The organism is Streptomyces sp. NPDC058231 (genome assembly GCF_042882275.1).
Lineage (GTDB): Bacteria > Actinomycetota > Actinomycetes > Streptomycetales > Streptomycetaceae > Streptomyces.
Genome location: NZ_JBHVWN010000106.1, coordinates 1 through 18,929, shown reverse-complemented (window position 1 = coordinate 18,929; position 18,929 = coordinate 1). Strand labels below are relative to the sequence as shown.

The 18,929-nt window shown below is 70.5% G+C and carries 12 protein-coding genes and 1 pseudogene; 8 read left to right on the top strand and 5 right to left on the bottom strand.

The genetic code is table 11. The features are described 5' to 3' along the window. Window positions 1-53: 53 nt before the first annotated feature. Complete coding sequence (locus ACFVXE_RS36880; RefSeq protein ID WP_389677923.1) at window positions 54-488, bottom strand: hypothetical protein; 435 nt, start codon at window positions 486-488, stop codon at window positions 54-56. 335 nt (window positions 489-823) lie between these two features. On the opposite strand from ACFVXE_RS36880, the gene ACFVXE_RS36875 reads away from it, so the two are divergent. The 3 genes from ACFVXE_RS36875 to ACFVXE_RS36865 all read left to right on the top strand — a co-directional run bounded on the left by ACFVXE_RS36875 (window position 824) and on the right by ACFVXE_RS36865 (window position 5,024). Next, the gene (locus ACFVXE_RS36875; RefSeq protein ID WP_389677921.1) at window positions 824-2,200 is read left to right on the top strand and encodes a hypothetical protein; all 1,377 of its coding nucleotides are present in this window, start codon (window positions 824-826) and stop codon (window positions 2,198-2,200) included. 122 nt (window positions 2,201-2,322) lie between these two features. Continuing rightward, complete coding sequence (locus ACFVXE_RS36870; RefSeq protein WP_389677919.1) at window positions 2,323-3,189, top strand: NAD-dependent epimerase/dehydratase family protein; 867 nt, start codon at window positions 2,323-2,325, stop codon at window positions 3,187-3,189. Between the two features lie 197 nt (window positions 3,190-3,386). Then, window positions 3,387-5,024, top strand: a complete 1,638-nt coding sequence (locus tag ACFVXE_RS36865; protein WP_389677917.1) for a Na+/H+ antiporter — start codon at window positions 3,387-3,389, stop codon at window positions 5,022-5,024. Window positions 5,025-5,290: 266 nt separating this feature from the next. On the opposite strand, the gene ACFVXE_RS36860 is transcribed toward ACFVXE_RS36865, so the two are convergent. Both ACFVXE_RS36860 and ACFVXE_RS36855 read right to left on the bottom strand, forming a co-directional pair. Beyond that, window positions 5,291-6,652 carry an SGNH/GDSL hydrolase family protein gene (locus ACFVXE_RS36860; RefSeq protein ID WP_389677915.1) on the bottom strand — a complete coding sequence of 454 codons (1,362 nt, stop codon included), beginning with the start codon at window positions 6,650-6,652 and terminating at the stop codon, window positions 5,291-5,293. A 494-nt stretch (window positions 6,653-7,146) separates the two neighbouring features. Continuing rightward, window positions 7,147-7,767, bottom strand: a complete 621-nt coding sequence (locus ACFVXE_RS36855; RefSeq protein WP_389677913.1) for a YceI family protein — start codon at window positions 7,765-7,767, stop codon at window positions 7,147-7,149. A 226-nt stretch (window positions 7,768-7,993) separates the two neighbouring features. Here ACFVXE_RS36855 and ACFVXE_RS36850 point away from each other — a divergent pair, with 226 nt between their 5' ends. Further along, a complete protein-coding gene (locus ACFVXE_RS36850) occupies window positions 7,994-8,518 on the top strand; it encodes a hypothetical protein (RefSeq protein ID WP_389677911.1) in 525 nt (174 codons plus the stop codon). Window positions 8,519-8,581: 63 nt separating this feature from the next. On the opposite strand, the gene ACFVXE_RS36845 is transcribed toward ACFVXE_RS36850, so the two are convergent. After that, window positions 8,582-9,808, bottom strand: coding sequence for a glycoside hydrolase family 64 protein (locus ACFVXE_RS36845; RefSeq protein WP_389677910.1), 1,227 nt, complete (start codon window positions 9,806-9,808; stop codon window positions 8,582-8,584). Window positions 9,809-10,154: 346 nt separating this feature from the next. Between ACFVXE_RS36845 and ACFVXE_RS36840 the strand changes: the two genes are divergently transcribed. The 4 genes from ACFVXE_RS36840 (at window position 10,155) to ACFVXE_RS36825 (ending at window position 18,625) form a co-directional block, all read left to right on the top strand. Then, window positions 10,155-14,027, top strand: a complete 3,873-nt coding sequence (locus ACFVXE_RS36840; RefSeq protein ID WP_389677908.1) for an endo-alpha-N-acetylgalactosaminidase family protein — start codon at window positions 10,155-10,157, stop codon at window positions 14,025-14,027. 124 nt (window positions 14,028-14,151) lie between these two features. Then, window positions 14,152-16,485 carry a polysaccharide lyase 8 family protein gene (locus ACFVXE_RS36835; RefSeq protein WP_389677925.1) on the top strand — a complete coding sequence of 778 codons (2,334 nt, stop codon included), beginning with the start codon at window positions 14,152-14,154 and terminating at the stop codon, window positions 16,483-16,485. A gap of 286 nt (window positions 16,486-16,771) precedes the next feature. Then, on the top strand, window positions 16,772-18,355 hold the full coding sequence (locus tag ACFVXE_RS36830) for an acyl-CoA carboxylase subunit beta (protein ID WP_389677907.1): 1,584 nt from the start codon (window positions 16,772-16,774) through the stop codon (window positions 18,353-18,355). A 63-nt stretch (window positions 18,356-18,418) separates the two neighbouring features. Continuing rightward, window positions 18,419-18,625: an acyl-CoA carboxylase subunit epsilon gene (locus tag ACFVXE_RS36825; protein ID WP_389677905.1), complete on the top strand. Its 207-nt coding sequence runs from the start codon at window positions 18,419-18,421 to the stop codon at window positions 18,623-18,625. A gap of 122 nt (window positions 18,626-18,747) precedes the next feature. On the opposite strand, the pseudogene ACFVXE_RS36820 reads toward ACFVXE_RS36825, so the two are convergent. Continuing rightward, window positions 18,748-18,929, bottom strand: a pseudogene (locus ACFVXE_RS36820) (ATP-binding protein); the annotation flags it as partial.

Sequence of the window (18,929 nt, the reverse complement as noted above, 5' to 3'; positions counted from 1 at the left end):
CCCAGCCCAGCCCCACCCCCCCCCCCCCCCCCGCCGGGGAAATCAATCACTACCTACGAGGGGTTCGGATTGTCTATCCACTTCTCGCAGTAATTCAGCAGCGTGTCGTGCTCGAAGGTGGCCACCTGGAGCTTGACACTGCCGATGTGTCCATTGGGTACGGACGGAATGGACGAGTTGAAGGTCTTGTACGTCCCGAATCCGTCCGTATCGGAGTGCCACGGGAAATAGTTCCAGTCGACCCCGTTGGCCGCGCCCGTCGCGAGGCGGATCCGCGCGTGGTGACCGTCGGACGCCTCGTCGTAGACCTTCATGACGACGGACGAGATCGGGCCCGTGGCGTTCCACCCGTTCAGTTCCACGGAGCCGCTGGATCCGGTGGTGTAGCAGCTCATGTAACGGTCGGCGGCGCTTGCCGGATTCACTCCGAGCGTCGTGACCAGCAGAGCGCCGGCGGCGAGCACGCCGAATTTCATTCGCTTTTTCATTTTTCTCCTGTCCCCCTGCGGAATTTATTATCCGCGGCCGCCGTGTGTGTGATGTCGGACAGCGGCATTCCCCGTTTTTCTCGGTCGGATGTTACGGGTGGGTACTGTGGTATGTCAATTTAATTCTCTTGCGGTCGCGCCGGGCAGAGCTGATTCATCGGATCGGGTCCGTGGATTTCGAGTGGAATGGTCGCTTCAGAGGATCTGCGGCCATTCGGTAATCGATGGATCAAATATGCCGCATGTGCCGGGACGTACGGCGGGGCGCTCCGCGGTGATGTGCTTCCTGCGGTCCGGTGATCGCGCATACCGTCCGGCCGGGTTACGTTCGAGGTATGCGGAACAGACCGTTCCTCGCTCTGCTGATCCCGGTGCTCCTGGCGGGCCTGATGCTGGTCCTGTCGGGGGCCGCGTCGGCGATGGGCCCGGCCGCACCGGCCGCCACGACGGTCGAGGACGTGGCGAGGGCGCTGCGCCAGGGCCCCGTGTATGTCGATCCGGCAGCGGCGGACCAGCTGCCCGCCGGTCAGGCCGATGCCCTGGCCAAGAAGATCAAGGACGCCGACAGGCCCGTCTTCGTGGCAGTGCTGCCGAAGACCTCGGCGTTCCCCGAGAACACGGTGCTGCGGACGCTGCGCAACGACACGGGGATCACCGGTGCGTACGGGATCCGCCTCGGCGACACGTTCAAGCTGGGCGCCGACCGATCGGTCCTCTCCGTCGCCGCCCGGCAGAACCTCTCCGCGGCGTTGCAGGCCCCCGGCACCGATGCCGACGCCGCGACCCAGCTGACCGCCTACGTCGACCAGGCCGTCGCCCAGGCGCGCGGCCACGCCCCCGCCTCCTGGAGCGGCGGCACGAACGACACGGGCTCCGGCGCGGCCGGACTGATCGCCGTCGGCGCGGTCGTCGTGATCGGCGGCGGCGCCGCGTTCGCGGTCGTCCGCCGCAGGCGCCTGCGGAAGGAGGCGGAGGAGCGGGCCGCGCTCGACAGGCTCCGGGTCGTCGTGGACGAGGACATCACCGCGTACGGCGAAACGCTCGACCGGCTGGACTTCCACCCGGGGGAGGCGGGCGCCGACGACGCGATGCGCGCCGACTACGAGCGGGCACTCGACTCGTACGAGAGCGCGAAGTCCCGTATGGAACAGGCCCGGCACCCGTCCGAGGTGCGCGCGGTCACCCAGGCGCTGGAGGACGGCAGGTTCTCCCTCGCGGTCCTGGAGGCCCGCCGCGCGGGCCGCCCGCTCCCGGACCGCCGCCCTCCGTGCTTCTTCGACCCACGCCACGGCCCGTCGGTGGCGGACGCCACCTGGACCCCGTCCGGCGGCGCGGCGCGCCAGGTCCCGGTCTGCGGCGCGGACGAGGTCCGGCTGCGCGACGGCGAGGACCCGTGGAGCCGCACGGTCGACACGGGCGACGGCGGTCGCCGCCCGTACTGGGAGGCGGGCCCGGCCTACGGCCCGTGGGCGGGCGGATACTTCGGCGGCGGCCTGCTCCCAGGCCTGCTGGTGGGCACGCTCCTCGGCTCGGCGCTCTCGTCCCCGGCCTACGCGGCGGAGTACGGCGGCGGCGACTTCGGCGACGGCGCCGGCGAATACTCGGGCGGTGACTACTCAGGCTCCGACTTCGACTCGTCCGACTTCGGGGGCGGGGGAGACGGCGGGGGCGGCGATTTCGGGGGTGGCGGCGACTTCGGCGGCGGCTTCTGAGTGCCACCGCCCCACACCGATCGGCTCCGTCAGGCGCTGGGCCCGGCCGTGCGGACGACCGCGGCGGTCTCCCTTCCGCTGTCGACCGCGGCCGCCACCATCTGAAAGGGATCGTGAGGGCGATGCAGGTCTTCATCACAGGCGGCTCCGGCTATATCGGCCGCTCCACCATCGAGGCGCTGACCCGGCACGGGATCGAGGTGACGGCCCTGGCGCGCAGCGAGCACTCCGCGCGCACCGTGTCGGACCTCGGCGCCACCCCCGTCACGGGGACGCTCATCGACACCGATGTCCTTCGGGAGGCGGCCGGCCGGGCCGACGCGGTGATCCATCTCGGGGTGGACTACGCCGAGGGCACGGCGGACGTCGACCGCGCCGCGGCGGAGGCACTGCAGGACGGCGCGGGAAGCCGCCCGTATGTGCACACCGGTGGGGTGTGGGTGTACGGCGACACCGACGGGATCGTCGACGAGGAGGCCCCGCTGGACCCGCCGCGCATCACCGCCTGGCGGACGGAGAACGAGAAGCGGGTGCTCGCCCGGGCCGTCACCGGCGGGCGTCCGGTGGTGGTGATGCCAGGGCTGGTCCACGGCCGTTCCGGCGGGCTGGTGCAGTCGTTCTTCGTCGAGCCGGGGCGCACCGCCGGTGCCGTGCCCTGTATCGGGGACGGCTCCAACCACTGGGCGCTGGTTCATGTCGACGACATCGCCGAGCTGTTCGTCCTGGCCCTGAACGCGCAGGCCGGTTCCGTCTATGCGGGGGTCGGCGGACAGAACCTCCCGCTGGCGGAGATCACCCGGGCCCTCAGTCACGCCGCCGGATGCCCGGGCAGGATCGAGTCGCTGACCCTTGAGCAGGCACTGCAGCGGATGGGCCCGATCGCCGAGGCGTTCGCCCTCGACCAGCAGCTCACCGCCGCCCGGGCCCACCGCGAGCTCGGCTGGACACCCACCCGTCTCGACGCCCTGGCCGACCTCGCGCAGGGCTGAACCGCCCGCTCCGGCCGGGCAGGCACGAGCAGGTGAGGCCCATACGGCACTCCCTCGCCGCATGCCTCCCATGTCCGAGCGCCGGGCAGCTGTTGAGTAGGGGAGGCAGGGGTTGCGCACGCCTCGGCCCGCAGGGCACCGGGGACTCGGCGGGCACCAGGGAAGGGGCGCCTGCCCCATCGGGAAGGCGGTTCCGGATGCGGGGCCTGGAAGTCACCGTGGTGGTCCTCGCGGCCGTGCTGGCCATGACGTGGCTGGCTCGCCGCCTGCGCTGGAACGAGCCGGTCCTGCTGGTGGCGGGCGGCTGCCTGATCGGGCTCACCCCCGAGTTCCGCAGACTGGTACTGCCGCCTGAGGTCGTCCTGCTGCTGTTCTTGCCGCCCCTGCTCTATTGGGAGTCGCTGTCCACCTCGCTCCGCGAGATCCGGAAGAACGTGCGCGCCATCGTGCTCCTCGCGACCGGGCTGGTGCTGGCCACCGCCGCCGCCGTGGCTGCGGTGGGGCACGCACTGGGCCTTTCCTGGCCGCTCGCCTTCGTCCTGGGCGCCGTCGTCGCCCCCACCGATGCCATCGCCGTGGCGACGGTCGCCCGGGGCCTGCCCCGCCGGATCCGGACCGTTCTCCGAGCGGAGAGCCTGATCAACGACGGCACCGCGCTCGCTCTCTACGCGGTGGTGGTCGGGGTCGCCGTCCAGGGGCAGGCCGTCACCTGGACGGGCACCGCCGCACGTTTCCTGCTGGTCTACGCCGGCGGTGTCGCGATCGGCGCCGCCTGCGCCGTCGTCGTGGTGGCACTGCGCAGGCGGTTGCACGACCGCTTGGTGGAGAGCGCCCTGGGCGTGCTCACCCCGTTCGCCACCTATCTGCCCGCGCAAGCCTCGGGCGTCTCCGGCGTCCTGGCGGTGGTCACTTGCGGTCTCATGCTCAGCCAGGCGGGCCCCAAGGTGATCAGCGCGGGCGCGAGAGTGCAGATCACCGCCTTCTGGGAGGTGAGCACTTTCATCCTCAACAGTGCCCTGTTCGTCCTGGTCGGTATCGAGACACCCGCCATCGTCGGTGCGATCGGCTCCGTCCCTCCGGGGCACGCGGCCGGTACCGCCCTGCTGGTCAGTGGCGTGGTGATCGCCACTCGCCTGCTGTGGCTGTACTCGGTGCCCTACCTCATCCGCGCCGTCGACCGCCGCCCGGTCCAGCGCACGTTGCGCTCCGGCGCCCGGCAGAGGTTCCCCATCGCCTGGAGCGGGGTGCGCGGGGCGGTGTCACTGGCAGCAGCCCTCGCCGTCCCGGCCACCACGGTCGCGGGCCGGCCGCTCGCCGGCCACGGCCTGCTGGTCTTCACCGCCGTGACCGTCATCCTCGTCACGTTGGTCCTCCAGGGGACGACCATGCCCGCGGTGATCCGCTGGGCCGGACTGCGCGGTGATCCCGACGAGACCGACGAGGAACGCCGCGCCCATCGCCAGATCGTCACTGCCGCGCTGGAGGCCCTTCCCGACCACGCCGACCGCCTGGAGACGCCGTCGGAGACCGCCGACGCCATCATGAGCGAACTGCGCCTGCACGCAGCCGAGGACGCGGGACTGCCCGACACCACCGGCCCCGGCGTACGGGCCGAGCTCGAACTGCGCCGCGCCCTGATCGGCGTCAAACGCGCCGCCTTGATCCGTCTGCGCGACCAGCGCAGCATCGACGACATCGTCCTGCGCCGGCTGCAGTCGCTCCTGGACAGCGAGGAGATCAGGGTCGAGCTGGCCCTGCGCTCCTTCACCGGCCGGCCGCCCCCACCACCGGCCGGCGGCGCGGCCGGTCCGCGCGGCGGCGCGCCCGGGGAGTGAGTGACCGCCGTCCGGTGCCGGGATGTGGTCCCCTATGGGCACGCAGCCGCGTCACGGCTCCGTGCCCGCGCGGTCGTCCCAGGTGCGATCCGCCGCCGGACGCTTCCGCCCTGGAGCGCACCTGGCTGCTGATCGTCCTGGGACGTCCCTGCTTCGGTTGCGGGGCGGAACGCACAGCCCCGAAACCGCCTCCACGGTCAAGGCCTGGAGGCAGCCTGCCGGTTCACCGACGGCGGATCAGCCGGCCGACCGTCCCGAAAAACGCCCTAGTTGAATCCGAAGTCCCGCGGAAGCGGCTGCTGGTGGAACAGCGAGGACGGGACGGCGTCGGCCAGCGCCTGGTAACCGGTCGGGTTCAGGTGCAGATGGTCACCGTCGTCGTAGGCCGGCAGGATCTGGGCCGGCTTCTGCGGGTCACGCGCCACGCGGTCGAAGTCGATCACGCTGTCGAACCGGCCGCTGGTCCGGATCCACTTGTTGACCTTCTGCCGGGCCGCCTCGCGGTATCCGTCCGGGTCGTCGTACGGGTTGTTGCCCCCGAAGGGCGTCATCGTCGCCCCGTAGACCCGGATCCCTTGCGTGTGCGCGCGGACGATGATCTGGTCGTAGGCCGCGATCAGATCGTCCGCCACCTGCTTCTGGGCGGCCTCCGTGGCATCGGCCGTGCCGATGTCGTTGACACCTTCGAACACGAGCAGCCACTCGACACCGCTCTGCGCGAGCACGTCACGGTCCACCCGTGACAGCGCGTTGGGGCCCAGGCCGTCGTTCAGCACCCGGTTGCCACCGGCCGCCTGGTTGAGGACGGCGACGCCGGCTGTGTCCCGGTGCGTCCGGAGGCGGTCCTGCAGCAGGTCCGGCCAGCGGTTGTTCATGTTGGTGAGGGAGCCCCGGCCGTCGGTGAGCGAGTCGCCCAGCATCACGGCCGACGCGGTGGTGTTCCCGGACCACACCTCGACGCCGCTCAGGAAGTACCAGTGGGCGGTCGACGTGGCCCCGGCCAGGTCGGTGTCACCGACATGGTTGCCGGTCAGCATGTACGACGTGGTCCGCGACCCGGGGTGCGACGTGATGCTGTTCGACGCCTGGCCCTCTGCCAGGTAGATCGTCACGGAAAGGTTGGACCCGGGCGCCAGGTCGAAGTCCAGCGGATCGGAGACGATCTGAGAACCGATCGGGACGACCGCGGACGACCGGCCGTGGAAGGTCACCTTGCGGGAGGTCCCCGGCTGGATCGCACTGTCGCCGGCCCGCCCGCCTGCCGGGAGCGCGACAGTGACCGCGGTGATGGGCAGTGCCGCCCCTCCGAACGCGTTGGAAATGCGCAGTCGCATCTGCTGTCCGCCGACCGACATATGGACGGTCTGTCGCAGGGTGCTGTCGGCGAGGACCAGGTTGTCCTGCGTGAACGGCGCGGGCGGCATATTGGAGGGCTCGGTCAACTGCGGCATGGATGTCCAGGTATTCACCCAGTGCTTCTGCAATTGCTGTGATTGTGCGCCGACGGTCACTCCCGGCGCCTTGGGTGCCCCCTTCGTGTCCACGGCTCCTACAGCAGAAGCCGTCGCCACTGTGGCTGCGACAGCCACTGTCACGGCCACGCCGACGATCGAAAACTTTCGAGCCATGGGCTCTGTCCCCTCCATCAAAATGATCCACGCACGCTGTGGCGGTGACGGTAAGCGGGCCGGTTAGGGGTGTCAAGAAGCCTTGCTCGATCCGACTTGAATCGGTGAGATTGCGAAACTTTCGGAGAGTCGGAAAGGAGGGCGATACGGCGCAAGGCGCCCGGATCCAAAACTGACCGTCCGTCAAACGGCGGTCGGGGGCGCCCGCGGGCGCGCCGTGTGCGGCGCCGGGCCGTCCGCACGGTGAGTGGCCCGGCGGCTCCGGGTATTTCCCGCCGGCTTTCCGGGATCTCTCGGGAATTCGTGAAACGGACTGAGGTCGGGTGCCGGGAGATCCCGTGGCCGGTGCGCAGGGTTGGAGAAATGTAAAACAATTCCTCCGGCCGACGGGTTCGAATTTCCCCGGGAACGAAACGCCGAGCGCCCGCCTCCCTCCCCGGTGCGGGGGACGGAGGGCGGGCGCTCTCGGTTCGGGGTGTGGCCACCCCGGGGTGTCAGGCCTGCGGGGCGGCGGCCTTGATGGCGGAGATGTCGAAGTTCAGCTTCACCTTGTCGCTGACCATGACGCCGCCGGTCTCCAGCGCCGCGTTCCAGGTCAGACCCCAGTCGGAGCGGAGGATCTCGGCGCTGCCCTCGAAGCCGACGCGCTCGCTGCCGTAGACGTCCGTGGCGGAGCCGTTGAACTCCAGGTCGATGGTGAGCGGGCGGGTGACGTCCTTGATGGTGAGGTCGCCGGTGATCCGGTACTTGTCGCCGCCGAGCTGCTCCGCCTGGGAGGAGCGGAACGTCATCAGGGGGAACTTCTCGGCGTCGAAGAAGTCTCCGCTGACCAGGTGGCCGTCACGGTCGGCGATGCCGGTGTCGACGCTGGCGATCTTGACGTCGATGGAGGCGGTCGAGTTGTGCGGGGCGGCGCCGTCCAGCTTCAGGGTGCCCTCGTGCTCGCCGAAGGCGCCGCGGACGTTGGTGACCATGGCGTGACGGACGGTGAAGCCGATGCTGCTGTGAGCCGGGTCGATCACGTACTCGCCGGTCAGAGCGGCCAGTGCCGGGTCCACGGCGACGGCGGCGGTGGCGGACGGGGCGGCGGTGGACTTGCGGTTGAACAGAGCCATGGCTCCTCCTCGGGGGACGTGATCGGGTGATCGTCGAAGTTGTTGTTTAACCTTCAACGACATTCACTGTAGACCCATCTTGTTCAAAGTTCAACATCCGGTGCATGATCCGTTCGCCGGGGCCGTGGAAGTTTGCCGGGCGGCCATGCGATGCCCTCTGGCGGACGCGCGTAGAACTCGGGCAGTATCTCCCTGCCCTTGTTGTCATGAGCAGGAGGAGTCCCCCATGTCATCCCGTATGACGCTGCGCCCCGTACTCACCGCACTCGCGCTCGTCCTCGGCGCCCTCTTCGTCCCCGGCGTCGGCGCCTTCGGCAGCGGCGCCACCGAGGCGCACGCCGTCACCAAGCTCACCCACGCCCAGGCGACGGCCCGGTTCAGCTCGTCGGGCATCACCTGGTCGTCCTCCGGCGGCTGCTCCAACCGGAACGTGTCCACCTGCACGTCCTTCGACCAGCTCAACCTGGCCACCGCCCAGGGTGCCCAGACGCTCAAGAGCGCCACGGGCTGCGCCCTCAACATCACCGGCGGCACCGAGACCGGTCACGCCAGCGGCACGTACTCGCACTGGAACGGCTACAAGCTCGACTTCGGCAAGACCACCTGCCTCACCAACTACGTCCACAGCGCGTTCACCTACATCGGTCTGCGGGGCGACGGCTACCCGCAGTACCAGTCCGGCTCGGGGAACGTCTACGCGGACGAGGGCAGCCACTGGGACGCGACCTACTACAACTGCGGCGGCTGCTGATCCGCCGCAAACGGGTGCCCCCTGTCCCGCCGGACAGGGGGCACCCGTGGTTCTCGGCCGGCGTCAGGAACCCACGCTCACCGTGAACCGCTGCGGATTGCCGTCGTTCGCCGCGCCCGAGACGTCCGGCTGCCCGTCCGGACGGACGTCGTCGTACGGGAACGCGTACCCGATCGGGGTGTTCGCGTGCACCACGCGCGACCAGTGGTTCGTCACCGCGCCCTGGTAGTAGTCCGCCACCGAAGTGCCGTTCGGCTGGTCCGGGTGCGAGAGCATGATCGACCGGTTGAAGCCCGCCGCCAGCCGCGCCAGCAGCGCCTTCTTGTCGTCCGAGTCGCCCGGGTTGTTGGTGAACGGCCCGTGGTTGCAGGTGAAGATGTCCTTCGACACCGGCTTGGTGAAGGTGTGCCCGCCGTCGAAGGTCAGCGTGTCGCCGCCGACCCGGCCGGTCCGTACGCCCCGGCCGCCCTGGAGGTCGATGCGCAGGTCCGTGCTCCGGTACTTCTCCCAGACCTGGTCGATCTGCGCGGTGAACAGGTCCCGGAACGGCATCTGGTCCGGCCGGTCGAAGTACGGCGCCATCAGGTTCTGCGGCGAGACGACCCGCAGTACGCTGCCGTTCGCGCCGCGGGTCACCAGCTTGTCCCAGGGCTGCCCGTCGGCGGCCGCCTGGGCGGTCAGGCCGTCGGCGATCCGCTGCACGGCGCCGTCGGGCAGCGGTGCGACCGTGTGCGTGGTGTCGCCCTCCAGGGTCAGGCCGATCGGGAGCGCGGTGACCAGGTCGACGTAGCTGATGTTGGCGTACAGCTGCTGCGGATTGAAGGTGAACTCACAGAACGACCAGGTCCGCCCGTAGTTCGCGTCGGTGGACGTTGCGAACGCCGGCTCGACCAGGGCGGGGCCGGGGTTCAGGTAGAAGTCGAGCTTGTCGTCGCGTACGAAATAGACGCGGGCGCCGTACATCTGAGGGAGAGTCAGAACGACCGGCCCGGCGCCCGCCGCCTTGAGCGGGATGGCGCAGTCCACCGGGAGCGGGGTCTGCGGGGCGGCGGGGGAGTCGGGGTGGTAGAGGCTGCCGTCGGCCCGGAGCAGCACCCAGCGGTCGGTGCCCTGCTCGTGGCCGGTGACATAGGCGTTGACCGTGCCGGGCAACGACCGGTTCTCCAGGGCCAGTTCACAGGTCGCGGCCGCCGCCGAGGCGTGTGGGCTGAGGGCGCTTCCCCAGGCGGGGTAGGTGAGTGCGGTTGCGGTCGCGGCGGCGCCCGTCAGGAACAGTCTGCGCGAAATCACGGGGGACTCCTGAGGTGTGGGGAACCGCGGACGGAACGATCGTGCGGGGATGTGGAGCTGGGGCGTCCGCGGTGCGCACCACTCTTGCGATGGCCGTGGCGAGCGTCAAGGGTTGTGACTGAGAGCGCTCTCAAGAAACGAAAGTCTTCACAACTCGACTGGTTGCACCGGTACTTGGCGAGTATGGCCGAGGCGAGACCGGTCGCAGTGGTCAGGAAGTGAACGCTGCGCCCGCCCCGACCTGCGTACCCCCACTTGGACTAACGCATCGCGGTTGTTGGACTGGAACGTCCCTCGGGGCCGCACGTCGTTGACGGTGTCCCGACAGTGGGACTACTCAGGGCACATGTCGCGAAGATTCACTTCGGCGGGCGCCGTCGCCGCCGCCTCTGCCGCCGTCCTGGCGCTGGTGGGGACCGCACTCCCCGCCGCAGCCGCCGCCCCGCCACCCGCCGCAGCCGGCCCGGCCGCCCCCGCGGGCGCCGCTGTCATCGGCTCCCCGCAGCTCTCGGTCGTGGTCGCCGACGACTTCCCGCGCGTCCTGTCGTACACCGACCGGGCCGGCGGCGGCCGGCTGCTCGGCAGTACCCAGCCGGTCACCGCCGTCACCCTCAACGGCGCCGCGCACGCGGTTAAGCCGAAGGCCGCCCCCAAGGTCACCGGCACGACCGCGCGGTACACGCTCACCTTTCCGGACCTGCCCGGCGTCGAGATCGACGCCTCGCTCTCGGTCTCCGGCCGGGCCACCACCTTCAAGGTCACGGCCGTCCGTGACACCGAGGCGTTCCGGGTCGGCACCATCGACATCCCGGGTCACGACCTGGTCTCCGTCGGTTCCACGGAGACCGGAGCGGCAACCGCGTTCACCCGGCTCGACCCGGACTCGACCCGGACCGCCGACGTCTTCGCCGACGTCACCGCCGGCACCGCCGTCGACAAGGCACCGGTCGGCGCCTCCTACGCGATCGTCAACACCGGCTCGCTCGCCGCGGCCGTCGAGTCCAACTCCTCGTACGACAAGCCCTCCGGTGCCACCGGCGGCGACGACGCCCGGTTCTGGCACCAGGCCCGCAAGGCCGACGACGGCAGCGTCCGGGTCGGCGTCTGGTCCGGGCAGTGGACCTACCGGGGCGACGGCGCTCCGCAGCCGGAGAGCGGCGCGAACCTGCCCTGGGCCAAGGTCGTCGTCACCCCTGATGCCAACGGCGACAAGACCGTCGACTGGCAGGACGGCGCCGTCGCGTTCCGCACCATAGGCATCACCGCACCGGGCAGCGACAAGACGGCGGACCGGGTCGTCACCCACATCCCGTTCAACTTCGCCAGTCAGGCCACACACCCGTTCCTGCGTACTCTCGACGACGTCAAGCGGGTCTCCCTCGCCACCGACGGACTCGGACAGCTGGCGCTGCTCAAGGGATATGCCTCCGAGGGCCACGACTCCGCCCACCCCGACTACGGCGGCGACTACAACCGGCGCGCCGGCGGGCTGAAGGACCTCAACACCCTGCTCAAGGACGGCAAGAAGTGGGGTGCCACCTTCGGCGTCCACGTCAACGCCACCGAGGCGTACCCGGACGCCGACGCCTTCGACGAGACGCTGGTCGACAAGACGAAGCCCGGCTGGAACTGGCTGGGCCAGAGCTACTACATCGACCAGCGCAACGACATCAACAGCGGCAGCCTGGCCCGCCGTTTCCAGCAATTGCGCGACGAGACGGACCCCAACCTCAGCCTGCTCTACATCGACGTCTACTACACGCACGGCTGGATAGCCGACAAGACTCTCCAGGCCGTGCAGCGGCAGGGCTGGAACGTGGCCACCGAGTGGGCCGACAAGTTCGAGCGCGGCTCCCTCTGGTCGCACTGGGCCAACGACCTCGACTACGGCGGCGCCACCGACAAGGGCCTCAACTCGCAGATCATCCGGTTCATCCGGAACAGCGAGAAGGACGTCTGGAACAACGACCCGGTCCTCGGCCAGAGCGCCATCGACGAGTTCGAGGGCTGGACCGGTGAGACCGACTGGAACGCCTTCTACGACAACATCTGGCAGCGCAACCTGCCCGCCAAGTACCTCCAGCAGCAGAAGATCACCCGCTGGGACGGCAACGACATCGCCTTCACCGGCGGGGTCCGCGGCACGGTCGAGGACGGGAAGCGGACTTTCTACGACCACGGCCGCAAGGTGCTCAGCGGCACCGACTACCTGCTGCCGTGGGACGGCGGCAAGAAGCTTTACCACTACAGCAAGTCCGGTGGTACGAGCAGCTGGTCGGTGCCGTCCACCGGCGCGTACACCGTCTACGAGCTCACCGACAACGGCCGGGTCAGGACCGGCACGGTCCGGCCCGTCGACGGGAAGATCACGCTGACGGCCACCGCCGGACAGCCGTACGTCCTCTACCCGGACCACGCGCCCTCCGCCGCCGACCCGAAGTGGGGCGAGGGCGGTGCGGTCGACGACCCGGGCTTCAACGACAACGGGCTCGATGCCTGGTCGAAGACCGGCACCGTGGCCCGTGACACCGACGGCCAGGGCCGCAACAGCGGGAAGCTCTCCGGCGACGGCACGGCCGCCGTCGCGCAGCAGATCACCGGGCTCAGGCCGGGCGCGCGCTACACCGCCTCCGCGCTGATCGAGGTCGAACCGGGGAAGACCCGGCACACGACGCTCTCGGCCGGCGGGAGATCCGTCACCGTGGACCGCTCCACCCTCAAGGACGAAGTGGCCGCGTCGGACTGGCACGGCACGTACTTCCAGCGGGCCAAGGTGAACTTCACCGCGCCGCCGAACGGCCGCACCACCCTGCGGATCGAAGCGGCGAAGGGCGGCACGGCAACGGTCCGGGCCGATGACGTACGCGTCGTGGCCAACGCCCCGGCGACCAAGAAGAACACCGTCGTGTACGAGGACTTCGAGGACGTCGACCAGGGCTGGGGCCCCTTCCTCAAGGGCGACGCGGGCGGTGCCACCGACCCCCGGACCGTCATCTCCCGGCTGCACGCCCCGTACACCCAGGCCGGCTGGAACGGGAAGCTCGTCGACGACGTGATCGGCGACAAGGAGTCCCTCAAGTCCCACGAGGAGAACGGCGGACTCGTCTACCGGACGGCGCCGTGGACGGTTCCGATGGCCGACGGCCACCGGTACCGGGTCGAGTACGACTACCAGTCCAGCCACGCCGGCGCCTACGAGTGGGTCGACGGCTACGACCGGATCACGGCCGACGGCAACCCCGACTCGGTCGAGACCCGGACCACCGCGATCGGGCAGCAGCGCACCACCGGGCACTTCACCGAGACCGTCACGGCGGGCTGCGGCGACACCTGGACCGGACTCCGCAAGCGCGACGACGCGCCCGAGGGCGCCGACTTCGTCCTCGACGGGTTCACCGTGACCGACCTCGGCCCGGCCCCGGACGGTGACCGGGCCGCCTGCGGCACGCTCGGTATCGACCCGGGCGCCGAGACCCTGGAGCCGGGCACGGCCAACGTCGTCAGTGCGAGCTTCACCAACTACGAGGCGACGGCCGCGACCGACGTGTCGCTCGGACTCACCGTCCCCGACGGCTGGACGGCGGAGCCCACGGGAGCCGTCACGTTCGACTCCGTGGCGGCGGGCGCCGAGGTCACCGGCAGCTGGCAGGTCACGCCGCCGGTGGACGCCGAGTACCGGTCGTACGACCTGAGTGCCCAGGCGTCGTACACCGTCGCGGCGGCGAAGCGGAGCCTGGACGCGCAGACGTCCGTACGCACCCTGCCGCCGCCGCCCACCACGGACAGCTGGGCCAGCGACCTGGACTGGACGGCGTCGAGCAACGGCTGGGGGCCGGTCGAGCGCGATCTCTCCAACGGTGAGACGGGCACCGGCGACGGTACCCCGCTGACGATCGGCGGCACCGTCTACACCAAGGGCCTCGGCAGCCACGCCCCGGCGAGCATCCGCTACTACCTGGGCGGCCGGTGCACGTCGTTCACCGCCGAGGTGGGCGTGGACGACGTGCAGAAGACCGCGGGCAGCGTGCAGTTCGGCGTCAGGGCCGACGGCGCGGAGAAGGTGAAGTCACCGGTGCTGAAGGCGGCCGACACCGCCTGGTCGCTGTCGGCGGACGTCACCGGCGCCAAGTACGTCGAACTGTTCGTCGCTGACGGCGGCGACGGCAACGGCAACGACCACGCGGACTGGGGCAACGCGCGGTTCCACTGCGGCGGCTGAGCGATCCCGCGGCGGGAAGGGGGCGGGACCGGTCCCGCCCCCTTCCCGTTCCTACCGGCGCGTGCTAAACCGGCGGGCGCCCGGTCCACACCACTGAGGTCCCGGAGGTCTTGCTGTGTCACTCCTGCCCGCCTGGTCACGCCGTGCCTTTCTGGCCACCGGCACCGCCACCGCACTCGGTCTGGCACTGCCGGGACAGGCCCGCGCCGTCGACGCACCCGCCGACGAGTTCGACACCCTCCGGCTGCGCTGGGTCGATCTCGCGCTCGGCACCGGATACGACGCGGCCGCGGAGCCCTACGCCTCCCGGCTCGCCGAGACCGGCGACCTCGCCGGCGGGTTCCGCGCCACCATGGCCCCCGTCGCCACCTCGCTCTGGCCCGACCGGCCCTTCGACCCGCCGTCCGGGATCACCGGGAGCTACAGCCGCCTGTGGACGATGACCCAGGCCTACGCCCAGCAGGGGACCGGCCACACCGGTGACACCGCTCTCCTCGCCGACATCGTCCGCGGCCTCGACCACCTCGCCGCGACGGTCTACAACCCGGCCACCGCCCGGTACGGGAACTGGTGGGAGTGGCAGATCGGCAGCCCGCGCCTCCTGATGGACATCGTCGCCGTCCTGCACGACCACCTCACCGGGGCACAGCGGCAGGCCGCCTGCGCCGCCGTGGACCACTTCGTCCCGGACGCCGTGCTCGGCGACTACAGCGGCACGTCCACCGGGGCCAACCGCGTCGACCTGTGCCGTTCCGTCGCCCTGCGTGGCATCCTCGGCCGCGATCCCGTGAAGACCGCCCTGGCCCGCGACGCCCTCTCGCCCGTCTTCCCGTACGTGACGGAGGGCGACGGCCTCTACGCCGACGGGTCGTTCGTCCAGCACACCTGGATCGCCTACTCGGGCACGTACGGACAGGTCATGCTCGACGGTCTGGGCCGGCTCTTCGCGCTGCTCGCGGGGTCCAGCTGGGCCGTCACCGACCCCAACCGGCAGATCATCCTCGACAGCGTCGAACATGCCTACGCGCCGCTCGTCCACGACGGTCTGATGATGGACAGCGTCAACGGCCGCGCCATCAGCCGGGGTCTGCTCAAGAGCGACGAGCGCAAGATCATGCGCAGCGACCACTTCCATGGACAGGGACTGATCGCCGCCATCGCCCTCCTCGCCGGCGGCGCCTCCGCCGCCGAGCGGGACCGGTGGAACGCGATGGTGAAGGGGTGGATCGAGCGGGACACCGTGACGCCGCTCCTCACCGCCCCGCAGTTCGGCGTCGCCGACCTCTCCCGGCTGGCGGCCGTCGCCACCAGTGCCGTCCCCGCCGCCCCCGAACCCGTCGGGCACACGCTCTTCGCCGCCATGGACCGGGCCGTGCACCGCCGTCCGGACTGGGTCGCCAACCTCTCCATGGCGTCGGAGCGGATCAGCTCGTACGAGTGCGGCAACGGCGAGAACCCGCGTGGCTGGCACACCGGGGCCGGAATGCTCTACTGGTGGCCGGGGCGCTCGGGGGGCGACCAGTACACCGACTGGTTCTGGCCGACCGTGGACTGGTACCGGCTGCCCGGCACCACCGTCTCGACCAAGCGCCTCGCCGACCGTGAGGGCGGCGAATGGGGCGAACCGCGGCCCGCCGTCCAGTGGGTCGGCGGCGTCCACGACGGCGAGTTCGCCGCTGTCGGACAGCACGTCAAGGGCCTCGGCTCCACCCTGCAGGCCCGCAAGTCGTGGTTCTGCGCGGCCGACGCCGTCATCTGCCTCGGGGCGGGCATCAGCGCCACCGACGGGGGCCCGGTCGAGACCGTCATCGACAACCGCAACCTCGGCCCGGAACCCTCCGCCGCGTTCACCACCGACGCCGGGCGCCGCCCGCGCTGGGCACACCTCGAAGGGCACGGCGGCTGGGTGCTGCCCGGCGGAGCCGAACTGAGGACGCTGCGGGAGGCCAGGACCGGTGCCTGGTCCGACATCAACACCACCAGCTCCACCGAGCGGCGCACCCGCCACTGGCAGACCCTCTGGCTCGACCACGGCACCGATCCCACCGACGCCGGCTACCTCTACCTGCTGATGCCCGGCGCATCCCGCCGCGCGCTCGCCGCCCGGGCCGCGGACCGGCACTGGCTGACCGTCCTGGCGAACACCGCCGAGCGGCAGGGCGTAGCCGTCCGCTCGCTGGGGCTCACCGCCGCCAACTTCTGGCAGCCCGGCACGGCGGGCCCGCTCTCGGCCGGCGCCCCGTCCGCCGTCCTCGTGCGGGAGGGGCGCCACTCGACGACGGTGTGTGTGAGCGGGCCCGACCGGAGCGGCGTACCCGTGGACGTAGTGTGGGCGCGTCCGGTGCGCGAGGTCGTGTCCGCGGACCCGGGGATCGAGGTCCTCGCCACCGGCCGGCAGCTGGTGCTGCGCGTCGACCCGGGGACGGCGGGCGCGAGCCTGCGCTGCGAGGTCCGGTAGCGGGCCCCGCCGCTGCGCCGCGGATCGGTCCGGGAATCCGCCGGGATCGCCCGTCCGGTGGCGCCCGTACGTGCGGATCGCACCAACGGCCCATACGCCCGGAGTGACCGGCGTGTGCCGTACACCACAGTTCCGCTTTGTGGGTCTCTCACAAAGCGGGACCGTTCAGGGCTGGTGGTTTGCCTGCATGGGGCTCCGGTTCTGTCCAGCTCCACCAGGAATCGGGTCAGGAGACTGTGCAGAGTCGACGGCAGAGTTTCCTTGGTCTGCTTCGTAGGGTCGATACATGACCGTTGTGGACGAAACCCCGGGCGAGCCGACCGACACCCGTGGCCGGGTGGCCGAACTGCTGGCGCTGCGTGAGCAGGCGCGGCGCGGACCGAGTGAGCGGGCGACCGAGGCACAGCACGCCAAGGGCAAGCTGACGGCGCGTGAGCGCATCGAGCTGCTCCTGGACCCGGATTCGTTCAAGGAGGTCGAGCAGCTGCGCCGGCACCGGGCGACCGGGTTCGGCCTGGAGGAGAAGAAGCCGTACACCGACGGTGTCATCACCGGCTGGGGCACGGTCGAGGGCCGCACGGTCTTCGTCTACGCGCACGACTTCCGGATCTTCGGCGGCGCACTGGGCGAGGCCCATGCCACCAAGATCCACAAGATCATGGACATGGCCATCTCGGCGGGCGCTCCGCTGGTCTCGCTGAACGACGGCGCCGGTGCCCGTATCCAGGAGGGCGTCAGCGCACTCGCCGGATACGGCGGCATCTTCCAGCGCAACACCCGCGCCTCCGGTGTCATCCCGCAGATCTCCGTGATGCTCGGCCCGTGCGCGGGCGGCGCGGCGTACAGCCCCGCCCTCACCGACTTCGTCTTCATGGTCCGCGAGACCTCCCAGATGTTCATCACCGGACCGGACGTCGTGAAGGCGGTCACCGGTGAGGAGATCTCGCAGAACGGCCTCGGCGGCGCCGATGTGCACGCCGAGACGTCGGGCGTCGCGCACTTCGCGTACGACGACGAGGAGACCTGCATCGCCGAGGTGCGGTACCTGCTGTCGATGCTCCCGTCGAACAACCGGGAGAACCCGCCCACCGTGGCGAGCGACGACCCGGCCGACCGGCGCGGCGACGTCCTGCTCGACCTGGTGCCGGCCGACGGCAACCGTCCGTACGACATGCACAAGGTCATCGAGGAGCTCGTCGACGAGGGCGACTACCTGGAGGTCCACGAGCGCTGGGCCCGCAACATCATCTGCGCCCTGGCCCGGCTCGACGGCCAGGTCGTCGGCATCGTGGCCAACCAGCCGCAGTCCCTCGCCGGTGTCCTGGACATCGAGGCGTCGGAGAAGGCGGCCCGTTTCGTCCAGATGTGTGATGCATTCAACATTCCCATCATCACCCTTTTGGACGTACCCGGCTTCCTGCCCGGCGTCGATCAGGAGCACGGTGGAATCATTCGGCACGGTGCGAAGCTGCTCTACGCGTACTGCAACGCCACGGTGCCGAGGATCTCGCTGATCCTGCGCAAGGCGTACGGCGGTGCCTACATCGTGATGGACAGCCAGTCCATCGGAGCCGACCTCACCTACGCCTGGCCCACCAACGAGATCGCCGTCATGGGCGCCGAGGGTGCCGCCAACGTCATCTTCCGTCGGCAGATCGCCGATGCCGAGGACCCCGAGGCCATGCGGATCCGCATGGTCAAGGAGTACAAGGCCGAACTGATGCATCCGTACTACGCCGCAGAGCGCGGTCTGGTCGACGACGTCATCGACCCCGCCGAGACCCGCGAGGTGCTGATCGCCTCGCTCGCGATGCTCCGGTCCAAGCACGCCGATCTGCCGTCCCGCAAGCACGGCAACCCCCCGCAGTAACCGCGGCTGTCCCATCGCCCCGCACAGCCCGCCTGACACTGCCCAGAAGACGGAGACACATATATGAGCACCACTCCTGCCGAGTCCGTGCTGCGCGTCGAGAAGGGTCTTGCCGACCCCGAGGAGCTGGCCGCCATAACCGCGGTGCTGCTCGCCCGCGCCGCAGCGAAGCCCGAGGCCGTCCCGGCCCACCGTGGCCGCACCTCCGCGGGCTGGCGCCGCCTGGAGCGCACCCCGGGCTTCCGCGCCCCGCACTCGTGGCAGGGCTGAGTCACCCGGCAGGCCCCGCGCCCCGGAAGGCTCCGTGACCCCAGAAGCCCCGTAGAACCCGGAAGGCCCCGCACTCCCGAAGGAGTGCGGGGCCTTCCGCATGGCTGCCGGGCCGGTGAGCCCTACCGCAGGCGGGCCATCAGCGCGTGCTCGACGAGCGTGATGAGGGCGCTCTTGGCGTCCGCACGGTGCCGGGCGTCCGTGGTGAGGATCGGGGTGTCGGGGCCGATCTGCAGGGCCTCGCGCACCTCGTCGGGGGTGTAGGGCTGGTGTCCGTCGAAGCCGTTGAGGGCGATGACGAACG